Origin of the sequence: Citrobacter telavivensis, assembly GCA_009363175.1 — a bacterium.
Lineage (GTDB): Bacteria > Pseudomonadota > Gammaproteobacteria > Enterobacterales > Enterobacteriaceae > Citrobacter_A > Citrobacter_A telavivensis.
The window spans coordinates 4,569,623-4,586,685 of record CP045205.1 but is presented as its reverse complement, the minus strand read 5'-3'; the positions used below and the strand labels follow the sequence as shown (position 1 = coordinate 4,586,685).

Annotated in this window: 13 protein-coding genes; 6 read left to right on the top strand and 7 right to left on the bottom strand. The window is 52.0% G+C overall.

Annotated elements, in window-relative coordinates; all coding sequences use genetic code 11:
- Positions 1 to 26: 26 nt before the first annotated feature.
- Both GBC03_24350 and GBC03_24345 read right to left on the bottom strand, forming a co-directional pair.
- The gene (locus GBC03_24350; GenBank protein QFS73113.1) at positions 27 to 302 is read right to left on the bottom strand and encodes a hypothetical protein; all 276 of its coding nucleotides are present in this window, start codon (positions 300 to 302) and stop codon (positions 27 to 29) included.
- 18 nt (positions 303 to 320) lie between these two features.
- Positions 321 to 1,247, bottom strand: a complete 927-nt coding sequence (locus GBC03_24345) for a ribonucleoside hydrolase (protein ID QFS73112.1) — start codon at positions 1,245 to 1,247, stop codon at positions 321 to 323.
- A 147-nt stretch (positions 1,248 to 1,394) separates the two neighbouring features.
- Here GBC03_24345 and GBC03_24340 point away from each other — a divergent pair, with 147 nt between their 5' ends.
- From GBC03_24340 to GBC03_24330, 3 genes are all read left to right on the top strand, one after another.
- Positions 1,395 to 2,075, top strand: a complete 681-nt coding sequence (locus GBC03_24340) for a cyclic nucleotide-binding domain-containing protein (GenBank protein ID QFS73111.1) — start codon at positions 1,395 to 1,397, stop codon at positions 2,073 to 2,075.
- A gap of 107 nt (positions 2,076 to 2,182) precedes the next feature.
- Positions 2,183 to 3,028, top strand: a complete 846-nt coding sequence (locus GBC03_24335) for a methyltransferase domain-containing protein (protein ID QFS73110.1) — start codon at positions 2,183 to 2,185, stop codon at positions 3,026 to 3,028.
- A gap of 143 nt (positions 3,029 to 3,171) precedes the next feature.
- The gene (locus tag GBC03_24330) at positions 3,172 to 4,062 is read left to right on the top strand and encodes a LysR family transcriptional regulator (GenBank protein QFS73109.1); all 891 of its coding nucleotides are present in this window, start codon (positions 3,172 to 3,174) and stop codon (positions 4,060 to 4,062) included.
- Between the two features lie 4 nt (positions 4,063 to 4,066).
- Here GBC03_24330 and GBC03_24325 read toward each other — a convergent pair whose 3' ends face one another.
- On the bottom strand, positions 4,067 to 4,474 hold the full coding sequence (locus GBC03_24325) for a cupin domain-containing protein (protein ID QFS73108.1): 408 nt from the start codon (positions 4,472 to 4,474) through the stop codon (positions 4,067 to 4,069).
- A gap of 509 nt (positions 4,475 to 4,983) precedes the next feature.
- Here GBC03_24325 and GBC03_24320 point away from each other — a divergent pair.
- Together GBC03_24320 and GBC03_24315 are read left to right on the top strand one after the other, a co-directional pair.
- Positions 4,984 to 6,537, top strand: coding sequence for an MFS transporter (locus GBC03_24320; protein ID QFS73107.1), 1,554 nt, complete (start codon positions 4,984 to 4,986; stop codon positions 6,535 to 6,537).
- A 408-nt stretch (positions 6,538 to 6,945) separates the two neighbouring features.
- The gene (locus GBC03_24315; protein ID QFS73106.1) at positions 6,946 to 9,924 is read left to right on the top strand and encodes an autotransporter outer membrane beta-barrel domain-containing protein; all 2,979 of its coding nucleotides are present in this window, start codon (positions 6,946 to 6,948) and stop codon (positions 9,922 to 9,924) included.
- A 263-nt stretch (positions 9,925 to 10,187) separates the two neighbouring features.
- On the opposite strand, the gene GBC03_24310 is transcribed toward GBC03_24315, so the two are convergent.
- The 3 genes from GBC03_24310 to GBC03_24300 all read right to left on the bottom strand — a co-directional run bounded on the left by GBC03_24310 (position 10,188) and on the right by GBC03_24300 (position 14,126).
- On the bottom strand, positions 10,188 to 10,697 hold the full coding sequence (locus GBC03_24310; GenBank protein QFS73105.1) for a hypothetical protein: 510 nt from the start codon (positions 10,695 to 10,697) through the stop codon (positions 10,188 to 10,190).
- A 170-nt stretch (positions 10,698 to 10,867) separates the two neighbouring features.
- The gene (locus GBC03_24305) at positions 10,868 to 11,500 is read right to left on the bottom strand and encodes a hypothetical protein (protein ID QFS73104.1); all 633 of its coding nucleotides are present in this window, start codon (positions 11,498 to 11,500) and stop codon (positions 10,868 to 10,870) included.
- A 130-nt stretch (positions 11,501 to 11,630) separates the two neighbouring features.
- Positions 11,631 to 14,126: an autotransporter outer membrane beta-barrel domain-containing protein gene (locus GBC03_24300; protein ID QFS73103.1), complete on the bottom strand. Its 2,496-nt coding sequence runs from the start codon at positions 14,124 to 14,126 to the stop codon at positions 11,631 to 11,633.
- A gap of 899 nt (positions 14,127 to 15,025) precedes the next feature.
- Between GBC03_24300 and GBC03_24295 the strand changes: the two genes are divergently transcribed.
- Positions 15,026 to 15,301, top strand: a complete 276-nt coding sequence (locus GBC03_24295) for a DUF1471 domain-containing protein (protein ID QFS73102.1) — start codon at positions 15,026 to 15,028, stop codon at positions 15,299 to 15,301.
- A gap of 78 nt (positions 15,302 to 15,379) precedes the next feature.
- Here GBC03_24295 and prpR read toward each other — a convergent pair whose 3' ends face one another.
- Complete coding sequence (gene prpR / locus GBC03_24290; GenBank protein QFS73101.1) at positions 15,380 to 16,975, bottom strand: propionate catabolism operon regulatory protein PrpR; 1,596 nt, start codon at positions 16,973 to 16,975, stop codon at positions 15,380 to 15,382.
- Positions 16,976 to 17,063 lie beyond the last annotated feature (88 nt).

Here is a 17,063-nt window from a genome sequence, read left to right as displayed (position 1 = left end):
GTACGCGGTACCGCCTGTTTGATTATTCACGCCGTTGATCGACGCATCAGTCGTTGTCGGGTTTCATTGTCAATAAAGCTGGCTTCCAGTGCGTGTTCGTTACAGCGATAGAAATTCGCCTGGGGAGCCACCTTGCGTAAGAAATGAGCAAGATCGCCGCACTTCGTCGTGGCAATAAAGATCCTGGTAAAGTCATCCAGCGTGATTCCTGGGCAAATTTGTTTTATATAATGAAAGCTCAGGCAGGTATCCAGGTGAACATGAAGTTCGACCTTCTTAATATTTTTCGGGGAGAATGTCATCAGAATACCTCGCATCCATTACGACAATAAGGAATAAAGCTTTTGCTTGAACATGCCCGATTTTATGCGGGTGATAATTGTGGCATTGACGGGCAGACCGGTCAGTTGCGTCGAATCGATAACGAAGTGTCCGTAGGATTTATCATTTTTGTATTCGATCCACGTATGAGCCTCAAAAGAGGAATCAATAATTTCCGGGTACAGCGCCACTGCCATCGTGGTGGGATCGGGCAAATCGAAGCCGATTTTGTTCATACGACTTGCATTGAACGCCATTAGCGTCTTGTTGCAGCGAACGGAAAATCGGCCTAACTCGCTGAGCTCATTTAAAAACACAATATCTTCCTGATTGATAAAAGCCTCGCCCATACCAATTTCCCAGCCTACCACGGTTAACGGCAGTCCCGATTCAAGCACCAGGTGTACCGCTTCGGCATCCACGTAGAAATTAAACTCCGCTAAAGGGGTGATATTGCCAGGGGTGAGTCCGGCACCGCCCATCACATAAACATGTTTTATTTTCTGCACCAGTTCAGGCTCTTTTAAAATCGCCATAGCGAGATTGGTCAAAGGGCCCAGCGTGACAATTTCCAACTGACCATCAAAGCGGGAGGCAAATTCAATGATCGCATCGACGGCATGCATTTTTTCAACCCTCAAAGAGGGCTCGGGGAGTGCCATATCACCCATCCCATCCTCACCATGAATATGGTGCGAGTAATAACGTTCCCGGAACAGAGGTTTTGTCATGCCCGCGTAAACAGGAGGAAAGTAAGTATCGCTTTTCTCCACGCAGATCAGTGCATTTTTGACACACTGGGGTAAGGGGCAATTACCCGCAACGGTGGTAATCGCTTCAACCTGAATATGAGAGGCTCTTAATGCCATCAAAAGGGCTACCGCATCGTCAGAAGCGGTGTCGGTATCTATCAGAAAATGTCTCATCGCAGTTACTCCGTTTATTATGTCCAGTAACGTTAAAATGCGCAGAGTTGGCGATAACAAAAAGGACATATGTCCTTTTTGTTATCGCCGCGTTCATTTTATTGTGCTATCCCATGAAAGGGAGACAGGAAAAGGGCGGAGGGGAAGATGAAAAATATCAGCGACAGTGCCTTAAAAGAGCGATTTATTTTAGCGCACGGGTTATCTGCTGTACTCAACGCTTCGCTGTTAGCCGCATTGCGTCTGATTAAAATTGACGCCGGGGAATATCTGACGACGCAAAGTACGTATTTGACACATCTCTTTTTCCTGGTTGACGGTAAGCTGCAAGTCGAACGCCAGAATTCAAACGGGACTCATGGGGTCTATTCTTTTGAAACCGCTTTTTCGGTGATCGGTGAACTCGAACTTTTCTCAACAAAACAAAGTAAAGTCCTCAGTGCCGTCCAGGCATTATCGGACTCTCTGTTACTTTCCCTTCCGGTTGAGGCAGTAAGAGAGAACGCGATGCGCGATCCCGCTTTTCTTCTTTTTATGTGTCAGAATTTAAGTCATAAGTTACTTAATACTTCACTGCTGCATTCGGTTGGTGCGATTTCGGTGGAATCTAAATTGCGTCAATTCTTATTATTCAAAACGCAAAGCGAAGGCGTAATGATTCAGTTGGAGAACAGGGAGTCGCTCGCCGCCATGTTGGGCGTTTCTGTCAGACAACTCAATCGCGCGCTGATAAAACTTGCGCAGCAGGAGATTATCCAATACAAAAATAAATCCCTGAGGATTATCAATCCTGTCCGCTTATCCGATTTTCCTGCCGACAAAATCTGAACCGGGACTGGGGAACATATTCCCGAAAGCATGAGATAATGCTCTCGCTGTGAAGGAAGGCTGGAATGCTATTTCAGCCAATATACACATTACGATGAGATCAACGGATGAATCTTCTTGAACTGACTCTCCTGAGTGGACAATACGACGGTCATGAAACGGGCGGCAAGATCCCGTGGAACGATCCAGACTTCAGTCGCAGAATGCTGGAAAACCACTTGTCTCAGGAGCACGACTGGGCCAGTCGTAAACTTTCGGTCATCGAGCAACAGGTCGACTGGATCGCCCGTCAACTTCCCGTGGGCGCAAAGATCCTTGATCTGGGATGTGGACCCGGCTTTTACACCCAACGTCTCGCACAGCGCGGGTTTGATTGCACCGGCGTTGACTTTTCTCCGGCCTCTGTTCAGTGGGCGCGGGAACAGGCGCAAAGCGCAGGACTGAACATTGATTATCAGGAACAGGACGTCCGCGATTACCTGCCGGGTGATGCTTTTGATTTTATCATGATGACTTTCGGTGAAATCAATGTCTTTAGCATCGAGGATGCGCAACGACTGGTGGCACGCTGCGCGGCCTGGCTGAAGCCGGGAGGCGCTCTGCTGATTGAAGTACATACTTTTGACGAAGTCAAAAGGCAGGGGACGGCACAACCGTCCTGGCAGCGCTGTTCGCAGGGGCTGTTTCTCGCCGAACCACATCTGTTGCTGAGCGAAAATAGCTGGAATGAGGAAATGCAAACCAGCACCACGACGTTCTGGGCACTCAAGGCCGACGCCAGCGTCGTGCATTTTAGCAGCCAGACGCGTGCCTGGCGGGACGAAGAGTATCTGCAGTTGCTGGCGCAGTGCGGTTTTCACACCACAACCCGCATTGCCGCTGACGACTGGCCGGTCAGTGAAACCTTTGCCGGGAAGCTCTATGCTTTGATGGCCCGTCGCGAAATGGCGTAAACGGTAATTTATCCGTTCTGCGACCAGAGAAATCGGATGCCCGATGGCTTACGCTGTCGGGCTTTTTTTAGACCGGGGAGCCTTACAATGCGGGGAGTGATTCACTATCATGCCTGAATCCCGCTACCTGTCAGGATCCGCCCATGCTTAAAGAAAACTTCAACGAACTGCAGATCTTTCTGGTTGTAGCCAGAGAGCGGAGTTTTACCAAAGCCGCTGCGAAGATTGGTGTTTCACAATCGGCCCTCAGCCATGCCATAAAAGCGCTGGAGGAGCGTTTGAACCTGCGGCTTTTGACCCGTACCACCCGCAGCGTGGCACCAACCGCTGCTGGCGAGAGAATCATCGCCTGTCTTGAACCCCGTATCGCAGACCTTGAACAGGAACTGGAAGCACTCATTCAGCTAAACGGGACGACCTCGGGTCATATCCGTTTGTCAGCCGGGGAACACGCGACGCGCAGTTTGCTGTGGCCGAGGCTGAAACCTTTTCTCAAAGCCTGGCCGCAAATCAGCGTCGAGCTGGTGGTCGATAACGGTTTTGTGGATATCGTAGAAGGTCGTTTTGACGCCGGGGTGCGTCTGGGCGAAAGCGTTGATAAAGATATGGTCGCGGTAAAAATCGGCCCGGATATGCGCATGGCGGTAGTGGGGTCGCCAGACTATTTTGCTGAGCGTCCCGTGCCTGAAACGCCGCATGAATTGCAGAACCACCGGTGTATCAATATGCGTCTGCCTACCGCGGGCGGTCTGTACCACTGGGAATTTGAGCGGGACGGCAAGCCGCTGCGAGTCAGGGTGGACGGACAGTTGACGTTAAACCTGCTCACCGAACGCGTCGATGCCGCACTGTCCGGGTTTGGCCTCACCTGCGTGCCGGAGGATTCTGTCGAAGAGTACGTCAAATCCGGCGCGCTGGTGCAGGTTTTGCAGTCATGGTGTCCTGAATTTCCGGGCTACTATCTTTACTACCCCAGCCGCAAACAGCATCCACCCGCCTTTGCGCGCCTGATCGAGGCATTGCGCTACCCCTGAGTCGTCAGGGGAGCTGGGCGTACGCTTCCTCACTGACCGGCTCCAGCCATTCGTTTGAAGACCCTTGTGCGGGCACCTCGACGGCAAGATGGGCAAACCAACTGTCTGCCGCCGCGCCATGCCAGTGTTTTACGCCGGGCGGAATATTCACGACGTCTCCGGCGACCAGAGGCTGTGCCGGTTTATCCCACTCCTGATACCAGCCTCGCCCGCCGGTCACCAGCAGAATTTGTCCCCCCTTGTGGTGGATATGCCAGTGATTGCGACAGCCGGGTTCAAACACCACGTTGCCAATATTGACACCCTGCGTGGACAGCATATTCAGGTAGCTGGTCCCCTGAAAATATTGCGCATACGCTTCGTTTTTCGGCCCTTTCGGGAAAATGCCATTACCTTCAAATGGTGCGTTCATGATTTCTCCGGGGTTATCAGGTTGGCGGTCAGCGCCATTACGGCGCTGACAACGGTAATCATCGTCATCCGTTGGGACAGGAAGAATGAGATGCAGTGTAGCGTTTTCTCACCCGGAGATAATGGTCGCCAGCGGGATAACCGCTATGAATATCATTCATAAATCTCAGTCAGGAAAAAAAGACAGAAAGATATGGGGCGATCATTTTCGTGCTTTTGGGGATGGTATTTAAAGGTAACGCATTGTTTATTAATGAATTGATAAGGGATAATTTGCAGGCTTTTAAAGTCAATCATTATCCTTTCCGATCAAACATAAAATCTACAAAACTAGACATCTATCGAGTTTTCATCTTAAAGTCCCGGGGCTGGCACTAGACAAAACTGTCTTATGGTTATCAAATGGTTAAATAATATTTCACTGGATGTGAATGATCGGCCAGATATATGAATGGTCGGCGGGTAATTCAGTGGCTACAAGCAAGACAACACACCATTTCGGGAGAAATTATGCATTCCTCTGTTAATAAAAACGAAAGCCGAACGTTCTTCGGCCATCCTTATCCGCTGGGTTCACTGTTCTTCACGGAGATGTGGGAGCGGTTTTCATTTTACGGTATTCGTCCGTTACTGATCCTGTTCATGGCCGCGACCGTCTACGATGGCGGCATGGGACTGGCGCGTGAAAATGCGTCCGCGATTGTCGGTATTTTTGCTGGCAGCATGTACCTGGCGGCGCTTCCGGGTGGCTGGCTGGCGGATAACTGGCTCGGGCAACAGCGCGCGGTGTGGTACGGTTCGATCCTGATCGCGCTCGGCCATCTGTCTATTGCCCTGTCGGCCTGGATGGGTGACAACCTGTTCTTCATCGGCCTGATGTTTATCGTACTGGGGTCGGGTCTGTTCAAAACCTGTATCTCCGTCATGGTGGGCACTCTTTACAAGAAAGGCGATGCCCGCCGCGACGGCGGTTTCTCGCTGTTCTACATGGGCATTAACATGGGGTCATTCATCGCCCCGCTGATCTCCGGCTGGTTGATCAAATCTCACGGTTGGCACTGGGGCTTTGGTATCGGCGGGATCGGGATGTTGGTCGCGCTGGTTATCTTCCGCGTGTTTGCCGTACCTTCCATGAAACGCTACGACAGCGAAGTGGGGCTTGATTCGACCTGGAACAGTCCGGTGGCGAAGAAAAACGGCGTGGGTGGCTGGTTGCTGGCGCTGAGCGTCGGCGTGGCTATTATCGTGACGCTGATAGCCCAGGGGGTGATCGTCATTAATCCGGTCGCCGTTGCCAGCATGCTGGTCTACGTCATTGCCGCTTCTGTGGCGCTTTACTTTATCTACCTGTTCGTGTTTGCGGGTCTGACACGCAAAGAGCGCGCCAGACTGCTGGTTTGCTTTATTCTGCTGGTTTCTGCGGCTTTCTTCTGGTCTGCATTTGAACAGAAACCGACCTCGTTCAACCTGTTCGCGAACGACTATACCAACCGCATGATCGGTGATTTCGAAATTCCTGCCGTCTGGTTCCAGTCGATCAACGCCCTGTTCATTATCCTGCTGGCACCGGTCTTCAGCTGGGCATGGCCGGCGCTGGCGCGCAAAAACGTGCGCCTGAGCAGTATCACCAAGTTTGTTATCGGTATTCTGTGCGCGGCGGCGGGCTTTGGCCTGATGATGATGGCGGCGCAGAACGTGCTGAGCAACGGTGGGGCGGGCGTGTCGCCGTTCTGGCTGGTAGGCAGCATTCTGATGCTGACGTTGGGTGAGCTGTGTCTGAGCCCGATTGGTCTGGCGACCATGACGCTGTTAGCGCCAGAAAGAATGCGGGGTCAGATGATGGGCCTGTGGTTCTGCGCCAGCGCATTGGGTAACCTGGCGGCGGGTCTGATTGGTGGGCACGTCAAGGCTGACCAATTGGATATGCTGCCCGACCTTTTCGCCCGCTGCTCCATAGCGCTGCTGATTTGTGCCGCTGTGCTTATCGTATTAATTGTTCCGGTTCGTCGCATGCTGGAAAATGCGCAGGTGAAAACTGAGCAGAAACCCGCCATCAATGGCTGATCGATAATTATCCGTCTCTCACTCCGCCGGCGTTAAATACGCCGGTTTTTTTCACAATAAGTAAACATTCACCCTCGCCATCCTCAATAATCCATGTGATTATTTCTTATATTATTTAAGGATCTCATCGCTTGCTCTTTTTGTGGTGTAATATTCTAAATTTAAGATTATTTAAAGCGTTATATGCTGCACTTGCGTTATTTATTAGATTAGCTATCTGAGTCACGCTTAAGACTATTTCATTTGAGAAGATTATATATTGGAGGGAAAATAGCCAAATCGGAAATCATTTGTTTATTAAATGCTACTGACGGGATTATTTCAGCCTTTTTAATTTAAGTGGCGTTTGTCTGTGTCTGTAAAGTCTAAAAAAACAAATATATTCTTTTAAGTAGGGAACGGCTTATTATGAAATACTCTCTGTCTTTCGGGTTTAAACCGAATAAAATCGCATTATTGTTAAGTACTATTCTTTCTGCGTCATCGCTTCCTGTTTATGCGGAAGCGGAACGCATTTCGATTACTGATTCGGTTCCTGTCGACAAACGAACCGTGCAGGTCGCCGATGGTGCTGATGTCTCTTACATTGGCGTCGGGGCGACAGGTGCCAGCGTCACGGTCAACGGTAAAATTGACATGGTCAGCCCGGCAGGCAATACCGGATCGAGCGTGTATGTTTCCGTTGGGGATCTGGATTTAGGTAAAGGTTCATCTATCGATTATTCTACGTTATCCAGTTCTGTCGCCGATGCCGTCAGAGTTTACGGTGGTAGCCTTAAGGCTGAAGATTTAACGATTAAACAGTCTGGCGTACCGACGATTGGTCTTTACGTCAATGACGCGGCGAATGTTGTGTTAACCGGCGACACCCTGTTTGATTTAACGATTACCACCCCGGTCACTGTTTCATCCAGCATTATGTCTTCAGCTATTGTCGCGTATAGAGACTCGACCCTCACTGCGGAAAACATCACCGTGAAATACGCGGATAACAAATCTTCCAGCGACGTGGGGACGACCACCGTGGAAGCGCTGGAACTAAAGGGGCTGAGCACCAGGATCACGGGGAATGTGAATGTTGATTTGCAGTCCACCTCGGCGGTTTACCTGGAAGGGATGAACGTCAGCAGCAATGCCGATATTATGGGTACAACCCAAATCAAGATTACGACGGACGCAGCGGAAGATGGTGTTAAAGGCCTGGTGCTGGAGGATCATCGTGACTCCGTATCGCTGCCAGCCAGAGCGAATATAATCAACTTTAATGATGTCAATATTGATGTCACTGATAACGCAACGGATTACGATTTTGGCTTGATTACCGGGCTGTCGTCGTTGGGGGCACTGTCGGATATTACGATGGATAACCTTAACATTAAGGCGCGGGCGAAAGGTGATGCGACCGTCATTGGCGCACTGTTTCACGGAAGCGAAGAGGCCAGCGTCAGAATCAACAACCTGAATATCGCGGTTTCCGGGGATGATACAACCAATCTGTACGGTATTCAGGGCGTGAGCGTGGAGGACATGACCTTCAATACGCTGAATGTGCAGTCAGAGGGCGGTAACCGGGTTGAACTTGTGCGTAATGCGAATGCTAAAATCCTCGGTGATGTCACGCTGGGAAGTTTGCAGGGTGTGCAGAGTGCGCAGGGTAACTTACTCGCTATCTATGGTTCCATCGATATCAGCAACAACAATAAATTCCAGGCGTGGGGGGATATTCAGTCCGAGAGCAATCACATCGTCAATATTAACACCGGCGATAACTCCTACCTTTACGGCAGCACGAAGAAGGTATCCAGCGGCATTATCGATCTGGCATTCAACGGCAGCCACAGTCGTTGGGATATGACTGGCGACTCCAGCCTGACAAATCTGACGCTGAACAACGCGACGCTGAACTTTATGGCGCCAGTCACGAGTACCAGTCAGCTGACGCGTGCTGCCACAACGTTCAAAACCCTGACCGTGAGCGGTGATTATACCGGGACTAACGGTAACATCGTGATGAACAGCCAACTGGGCGATGATACTTCTCCAACTGACCGCCTGGTTATTGCGGGTAACACCTCCGGCACCACTAACGTGAAGGTATTGAACGCGGGTGGGGCAGGTGGTCTCACGACGGAGGGTATTGAACTGATTAGCGTAGGCGGCAACTCCGACGGTGAGTTCACACAGAGCGGGCGTATTATTGCGGGTGCGTATGATTACACCCTGCAACGTGGCGAAGGCACGCAGGCGAAAAACTGGTTCCTGAGCAGTGCGCTGTCTCCGGAACCGCCAGAGCAGCCAGATCCGGTGGTTCCGGTAACGCCTGTTGACCCGGTTGATCCCGTAGACCCGCAGGATCCGGTCGAACCGCAAGCTCCGGTTCAGCCGCAGTCTCCGACCCCGACGCCGCGTGAACACGCGGTGCGTCCGGAAGCCGGTCTGTACGGTATGAACCTGCAGGCGGCGAATACGATGTTCAACACCCGGTTGCAGGATCGTCTGGGTGAAACCCATTACGTTGACGCACTGACCGGCGAAGACGCGGTCACCAGCCTGTGGCTGCGCAACGTGGGCGGGCATACCCGTCAGCACGACAGCAGCGCCCAGTTGAACCTGCAGGCCAACCGCTATGTCATGCAACTCGGCGGCGATATTGCGCAGTGGTCTTCCGACAACACCGACCGCTACCATCTGGGGGTGATGGCGGGCTATGCCAACCAGAAAGCCCGTGCTGAAAATCAGCGTAACGGCAACCGTGCGCGCAGCGCCATCGACGGTTACAGCATTGGCCTGTACGGCACCTGGCTTCAGGACAACGCGACCCGTGAAGGCGCGTATGTCGATACCTGGGCACAGTACAGCTGGTTTGATAACACCCTTTCCGGCGACGGTGTGGAGTCAGAAGAGTATGACGCTAAAGGTTTCACCGCCTCTGTGGAATCCGGCTACACCTGGAAACTGGCGGACATCAGCGAGCGTAACGCGCTGTACATCCAGCCTAAAGCCCAGGTCACCTGGATGGGCGTGAAGGCCGACGAGCACAAAGAAGTTAACGGTACCCGCGTGGAAGGTAACGGTGATGGCAACATCCAGACCCGCGTCGGCGTGCGTCTGTTCGGCAAGGGTCATAACCCGCTCGACGACGGTAAAGGCCGCACCTTCCAGCCGTTTGTGGAAGCCAACTGGATCCACAACAGCAAAGACTTTGGCGTCTCAATGAATGGTGAAAACGTGGATCTGCAGGGTGCGCGCAATATTGGCGAAGTGAAAGCCGGTGTTGAAGGCCAGTTGACGAAGAACATCGCTCTGTGGGGCAACATCGGTCAGCAGATGGGCGATAAGGGCTACAGCGATACCTCCGCGATGATCGGAATTAAAGCGTCGTTCTGATGTGAATTGCCGGATGGCGGCTGTGCCTTATCCGGCCTACAAGTGGTAAGTGTAGGCCGGATAAGCGCCAGCACCATCCGGCAATCAATAACACTAAAACAACGACTCAACTTCATCCCCGGTAAAGTTCGGTTGCGGCAGACAGGTGTAAGCCCCCAGTAATCCGCACGTATGGAGACGCTACTGATGCCCTGTCCCCTCACTCGGCTGAAGAATAATGCGTCTGGTCCTTCGCCCTGTCATGGTTGTCAGGGTGAGGGAGATTATCGTGCAAAACCATTATTGATACAGATCTGCCCGCTGGTACGCAGGGTAAAGGCGATCGTCTCGGGATAGTGGCTGTAATAGTTATGTTCTTCTGCCAGTCCTTTTTCCTGTGCCAGTTTTACCGTCTCCAGTGAACAGGTACGGTATATTAAATCTTTTTCCATCAGCTTCTGTTTTTCGCGTTGTTGTGCCGGAGAAAGCGCTAACCATTTCTCTGAAAGCGAATAATCGAAGACCACGCGCTGACCTTTGGCCTGAATGTTTTGCGCCGTAATGTAATCATCAATTTTCACGCTGGACTGGCCACGCATTTTTTTCTTTTCTTCTGCTGCTGCATATTTTGCCAGCGCGTCACTGTCCATCCCGGCGATTTTTTCCTTATAGACCGCCACGTAGCCCGCCGGCTGCTGGTAGTGGTTGCTATAGGCTTTACGCATGTCGCTGTCACTCATTGTGCAGCCGGTAAGAATAAGCGGTAATAAAAGGAGTGATTTATTTTTTAACATCGGATTGTTCCCATTTTGCTATTTGATAAATAATAAACCCCATTTCTCTCTGTATTAAATTTATTTAAAAGAGCGTGGTTGTTTTTTTTGATTAATAATGTTTTACAGCAAAGGGAATGACGAAGGCAAATACTGTCCCCTGAAACTACTTTATTTCAGGGGGAGGGGGGTTAGCGATGGGTAATTCCTTCATAGATTAAGCGTAATGCCAGCAGGCCAATAATTGCCCCGATGATTCGACTGGCGACGCGCTGTATTCTGCCGTATGCCCGACGCACGGCTGGCAATGAAAAGGCCTGACTCAGAAAGACGCGCCAGATAACTGAAGAGAGCACAATCCCGGCCCAGGCCATCATCCGCGCCCACATGGGCGTGTCGGCACTCAGCGTCACGGAGAAGATACTGATAAAAAACAGAACGGTTTGTGGATTCGACAGATCGGTCAATAAGCCGCGACGAAAGAACACCGTCCACGGCGCGCTAACGGGTTGCTGAAGCGTCGGCATTTGCGGCGTGGCCTGGTGGCGAATGCTGTTCCAGGCAAACCACAGCAGATACGCGCCGCCGCCAATTTTGATCACCGAGAATACCGCTTCGCACTGGGTAATCAGCGTCGCCATGCCGAACAGTCCCAGCCCGGAATAGATTGCGTCACCTAACGCCACACCCAGACCGGTTAATACGCCTGCGCGTCGTCCGGAGGCCAGACTGGTTTGCACAACCACAAACAGATTGGCGCCTGGGTTAAAGAAGGTTAAGACGAACAGGCTGACGGTGAGGAAAACCGCGTGCAGAGGTTCCATAAACCACATTTCCCTGAATCAGATAAAGTAACCTCATCTTATTTATCACAAAACCTGGGGGATGCGAATGGGATCACAAAGGGAGAGGCGGGGGAAGAAAACCACCCGCGTTGCCACGGGTGGTAGAGGGTCAGAAGCTGTATTTCAGCCCTAACATGCCTTGCGTATCGCTGTAACCGTTGTCGCCAATCTGTTGGGCAACGTTGCCCCACAGTTGCAGACGCTGGCTAAGCTGGCCTTCAACGCCCACTTTTAGTTCACCTATGTTGCGGGTGCCTTTCACGTCGTTGCTGATGTCATCCATCTGTACGCTGTAATTCTGCGTGTTGTGGATCCAGTTGGCTTCGACAAACGGCTGGAAGGTGCGGTCTTTGCCGTCATCTATCGCGTTATGCCCCTGCAGGTACGCTTTCACACCCAGGCGCGTTTGCAGATTACCGTCGGTTTTATCCACTACGCGGGTACCATTTTTCTCAACGTGCGTATCGGCCTGCACGTCCATCCAGGTGACCTGGGCTTTAGGCTGAACATACAGCGCGTTACGTTCGCTGAATTCGGCCAGTTTCCAGGTGTAGCCCGTCTCGACAGACGCGGTGATACCGTCTGAGTCATACTTTTCAGACGCCAGTCCCTGTCCGGAGACGGTGTTGTCAAACCAGTTGTAGAGCATCCAGCCATCAACATAAGCCCCGGTTTTATCGGTGTCGTTGGCATACCAGGTGCCGTACAGACCGGCGCTGTAGCCGCTGATTTCCCCACGAGAGGTGTATCCGGTCAGACTGGAATGGCTGCGGCTCTTGCTGTTGGCGTAACCGGCCATCAGACCCAGATGCCAGCGATCCAGACCGTCGGTGCTCCATTGCGCAATGTCGCCGCCCAGTTGCAGCACATAGCGGTTGCTCTGGGTGCTTATCTGCCCGGAACCGTCCTTGAAGCGGTTATGTCCGCCGATGTGGCGCATCCACAGGCTGGTCACCTTCTGCTCGCCGGTTAACGCGTCGGTGTACTGGGTTTCACCCAGACGATCGTGGAGGCGGGTGGTGAACAGCGTGTTGGCGGCAAGGGTGTTTGCCAGATAGCTGCCGGTTTCCGGGCGATACTGATGCGGGCCTTCCGCTGTTGGAGGCATGGGTTCGACGGGCTCTTTCGGGTTGCCCGGCGGGGTTGGGGGGACCGGTCCTGGCAATGCCACACTGGTCAGAGACCAGTTTTGGTTATCTCGTTTCACTATATCGTAGTCATATGCGCCCGCCACAATACGACCTTCTTTCACAAAGGTTCCGTTAGATGCGCCTTCAACGTCGACAATGCGGATGCCTTCAATCGTCGGGGCACCGCTACCGCCGGCGTTGCTGACGCTGACGCGCGTGGTGCCGTGGGTATCACCCTTCACAACCAGCTTATCGGTCGGCGAAAGGTCATCACCCAGCACGGTGCGTAAGGCCAGCAGGCCGTTGTTACCGGTATAATCGCCGTTAATCGTTAACGTGGTTGGGCTAAAGGCCGCTTTCACCCGCGACGGGGAAGAGAGCGTCGCCGTGCCTGCCAGCTCCAGCGAGTTCAGCGTCTGCGAATAGCCATTAAGATCCAGTTGCGCGCCGTTGTCCACGCGGTAATCCGATCTTGCACTCAGGGTATTTTCTACCCCAGCGCGCAGCGTGCCGTTCGCGACGTGGGTCGGGCCCTGGTAGGTGTTGGCACCTGTAAGCGTCGTTGTCCCCGAGCCGAAATGGTTCACTTCGCCAACGCCCGTGATTCTGGCCGAGAGCACGAAGTCATCGCTGTTGTGGTTAAAGTTGAGTTCTGCCGTGCTCATACCGCTGGTGTTGCCAAGGTAAATCCACGGCAGATCCAACGCTCCCGCGGCCTGTTGCGCTTCTCCCTTCGCCCCGCCGATATTCAGGATACCGGTGCTGCCTTGCCCCACCGCCAGCCAGATAAAGCTACCTGAGCTGACCGTTGCGCCATTGCTGACGGTCAGAATACCGGTGGCGTCATTGGATGCCGTGCTGTCGAAGCCGCCGAGATAAATGCCCTTTGTCACATCCAGTCGCGAGTTTTCACCGTCGACCAGGGTTACTCCATAGCCATTACGACTGGTACTGCTCGTATTGCCGACGTAGCCGATGTTCATGTGTTCGCTTAAGGAGAGGGTGCCGCCGCGGGTAATCACCAGGTTGCCGCGCCCCTGATCGCCGACCACGCTCCAGGCGGATGAGACAGACGAATTTGCACCGTCGATGGTGACCGTCCCCTGTGCATTTGCGGCATATTCTCCAATGCGCAGTTCATCAATGCCGCTGATTTTACTGCCGTTACTCACCAGCAGTGTTCCTGAACCATCATGGGTCCCGAGCACCAGATTCAGATTGTCCAGCGTCCAGGTTGCGCCATTCGTCAGCGTCACGCTGCCGTTCGCGCCATTACCTATCATACCGGCGGAAGTGGCGATATCCCGACCATCGATCAGCAGCGAGCCGTCAGAGTTATTACCGACCCAGAGACTGCTGAAGTTATCCCATGCGGGATCGGTATTTTCCGTCGCGGAAAGCGTAATACTTTGGCCGTTATTAATAATGACGGTATCACCCACACCCGTTGGTGGAGAAATACTATTATCAGCCATTGCTGTGGGTGTTAAGGCAATTGAAATAGCAATGGCTAATAGTGATCCAGGGGGGTGTATTGTATTTATTTTCATATATTGACTCTTCCTTAAGATTCGAATATTAATTAAATGGAGGGGCAAAAAGGCCAACCTTGAATATTAGGCCATTCGTGGATTTGCTCATGTTAATAAGGAGCTGATGATTATTAATGTTATTTGTCGCGAGGGAAATGGCGTAATCGTTTTGCCACCGACTTGCATGAAGTATCGATAGGCTGAGGCTATTAACTGTCGTTAATGGGCTGAAAATGTGCAAATGGTTGCTAATTGTTTGATTATCAATATTTATTGTTTTTTACCCTCCGCCCAGGAATTGTGCGAATTTAAAGCAAAAAACAATAAGATAGATGAGGTATTCGATAAGACGGGCTTAATGGATGCGTAGGTTTAACGTCAATCTGGTTATCTATTTAACGTTGTTAATCACGTGCGGTAATAATTTTTTTTCGGATTCTTATACTGGCTAATTATCATTGGCTTGATGAATATCAATTTTTATATTGGTATTTATCTGAGGAGTTTTCTGTTGATATTAAGATTATTACCAATAATTCTGAGATTTTTTAATAATAATCTTAATTGAAAGGGGTCTGAACAGGATTATTCATACTGAGTTAGCATCTTTTGATTGATTAAAAACAGAGGGCAGCGTTGTCTGCGTATTTATAGTAAACAGACTGACTTAACTTTACCGTCGAACGTGAAAAGCGTACTGAGCAGGTTGAAACCACAAAAGCAATATATCCTGGAAAGGGCCTGGATTTTTCCTGGAAGCTGAACTAGTTATTAATCATCCTTGAACCGCTGCATGGATTCAGGGGTGATGATAGCGTCATAACATAACCTGGAGCTTTACTATGAAAACTGGATATAAAGTCTTGATTGCTGCGTTGGCTTTTGTGGCGACAAATGCGTTTGCAGCGGAGCTGTTAACAAAGGCTGAGTTTGAGAAGGTAGAGTCGCAGTACACCCTGATTGGTAACATCAATACCAGCAATGAAACATCAACTCAGGATGCGAAAGAAGATCTGCTGAAAAAAGCAGAGGAAAAAGGTGCTGATGTGGTTGTGCTGACCTCCGGTCAAACCGACAACAAAATTCATGGCACTGCCAATATTTACAAGAAGAAGTAATTCGTAAGGTTGTCGGGTGGTTCCGGTCTGTTCTGGGTGGTAGGCTGGACAGGACGCTGTGCGTCGCCACCCGACAATTTATTCCTTCAGGCGTCGCCAGAAGGTGGTTCTGCTGATCCCCAGATAGCGAGCTGCGGCACGTTTATCACCGTTGAACTGCACCAGTACCTGCTGCGGTGTGGCTGAAGATACCGGGAATGACGGCGTTTCAATCTCTGCCAGTTCCGGCAGCAGCCGCTGTAGTAAGTGCTCATCCAGCTGTGGCATAGGTTCAACGCTTAAAAACAGCGCCAGCCGTTCCATCATATTACGTAACTCGCGAATATTCCCCGGCCAGTGATAGTGCAACAGAACGCAGGCTCTCTGCGCCAGTCCGGCGCGCACCGACTCGGTAAACGGCACACAGAGCGCGGCCAGCGACTGTTTTAAAAAACCTTCCGCCAGCGACAGGATATCTGCGGGGCGCTCGCGCAGAGCCGGCAGCGACAGACGCAAAATACTCAGGCGATAAAACAGATCGCGACGAAACAGCCCTCGTTTCATCTCCTCTTCCAGATTGCAGTGGGTGGCGCTAATCACCCGCACCGTCACCGGAATGGGGTGATGTCCACCCACCCGAGTGACCTCTTTTTCTTCCAGTACGCGCAGCAGCCGGGTTTGCAGCGGCAGCGGCATTTCACCGATCTCATCGAGAAACAGCGTCCCTCCGTGGGCGATTTCAAACAGCCCGGCACGGCCGCCGCGTCGCGACCCGGTGAAGGCACCTTCCTCATAGCCGAACAACTCCGCTTCAAGTAAAGATTCGGTAATCGCCCCACAGTTTACCGCGACGAACGGATGTGCAGACTTGTCGCCACGCGTGCCTGCACGCGTACTAAACTCCCGGTGGATGGCCTGGGCCGCCAGTTCCTTCCCGGTGCCGGTTTCCCCCTGTATCAGGACAGAGGCAGGTGAACGGGCATACAGCATAATGGTATGGCGCACCTGCTCCATCTGCGCGGACTCGCCGCGAATATCTCCCAGTTCATAGCGGGTACGCAGCGCCTGATCGGACGCGTAATGACCGTGACGGCGCTGGGTGTGGCGAGTCATGTCCAGCGCATCGCTGAAGGCCTGGCGCACCGTGGCGGCGGAATAGATAAAGATACCCGTCATGCCAGCCTCTTCCGCCAGATCGGTTATCAGCCCCGCGCCGACCACCGCCTCAATGCCGCTGGCTTTCAGTTCGTTGATCTGTCCCCGTGCATCTTCTTCGGTGATATAGCTGCGCTGTTCCAGTTGCAGGTTAAAGGTTTTTTGAAAGGCCATCAGCGCCGGCAGTGTCTCCTGATAGGTGACCACGCCAATGGAAGCGGTCAGTTTGCCAGCCTTTGCCAGCGCGTGCAGGACGTCAAAACCGCTGGGCTTGATCAGGATCACCGGAATCGACAGACGGCTTTTCAGATACGCGCCGTTAGATCCTGCGGCGATGATCGCGTCACAGCGTTCGGTCGCCAGCTTTTTACGAATATAGGCGACCGCCTTTTCAAAACCGAGCTGGATTGGGGTGATGGTCGCCTGGTTATCGAACTCGAGGCTGATGTCGCGAAACAGATCGAACAGTCGCGTTACCGAGACCGTCCAGATAACCGGTTTGTCATCATTCACCCGCGGAGGAAGATTTGTCGTCGCCATAGCCAACCCAAAATAAAAGGACAGAGTATTGGGTGTAGCCTTGTTTCATAAATGTTGCAATGAAACAACAGCACGCGTTTCATGAAAC

Coding starts and splice junctions, on each gene's coding strand:
- GBC03_24350 (QFS73113.1), bottom strand. CDS start 302: ATGACATTCTCCCCGAAAAATATTAAGAAGGTCGAACTTCATGTTCAC.
- GBC03_24345 (QFS73112.1), bottom strand. CDS start 1,247: ATGAGACATTTTCTGATAGATACCGACACCGCTTCTGACGATGCGGTA.
- GBC03_24340 (QFS73111.1), top strand. CDS start 1,395: ATGAAAAATATCAGCGACAGTGCCTTAAAAGAGCGATTTATTTTAGCG.
- GBC03_24335 (QFS73110.1), top strand. CDS start 2,183: ATGAATCTTCTTGAACTGACTCTCCTGAGTGGACAATACGACGGTCAT.
- GBC03_24330 (QFS73109.1), top strand. CDS start 3,172: ATGCTTAAAGAAAACTTCAACGAACTGCAGATCTTTCTGGTTGTAGCC.
- GBC03_24325 (QFS73108.1), bottom strand. CDS start 4,474: ATGAACGCACCATTTGAAGGTAATGGCATTTTCCCGAAAGGGCCGAAA.
- GBC03_24320 (QFS73107.1), top strand. CDS start 4,984: ATGCATTCCTCTGTTAATAAAAACGAAAGCCGAACGTTCTTCGGCCAT.
- GBC03_24315 (QFS73106.1), top strand. CDS start 6,946: ATGAAATACTCTCTGTCTTTCGGGTTTAAACCGAATAAAATCGCATTA.
- GBC03_24310 (QFS73105.1), bottom strand. CDS start 10,697: ATGTTAAAAAATAAATCACTCCTTTTATTACCGCTTATTCTTACCGGC.
- GBC03_24305 (QFS73104.1), bottom strand. CDS start 11,500: ATGGAACCTCTGCACGCGGTTTTCCTCACCGTCAGCCTGTTCGTCTTA.
- GBC03_24300 (QFS73103.1), bottom strand. CDS start 14,126: ATGGCTGATAATAGTATTTCTCCACCAACGGGTGTGGGTGATACCGTC.
- GBC03_24295 (QFS73102.1), top strand. CDS start 15,026: ATGAAAACTGGATATAAAGTCTTGATTGCTGCGTTGGCTTTTGTGGCG.
- prpR (QFS73101.1), bottom strand. CDS start 16,975: ATGGCGACGACAAATCTTCCTCCGCGGGTGAATGATGACAAACCGGTT.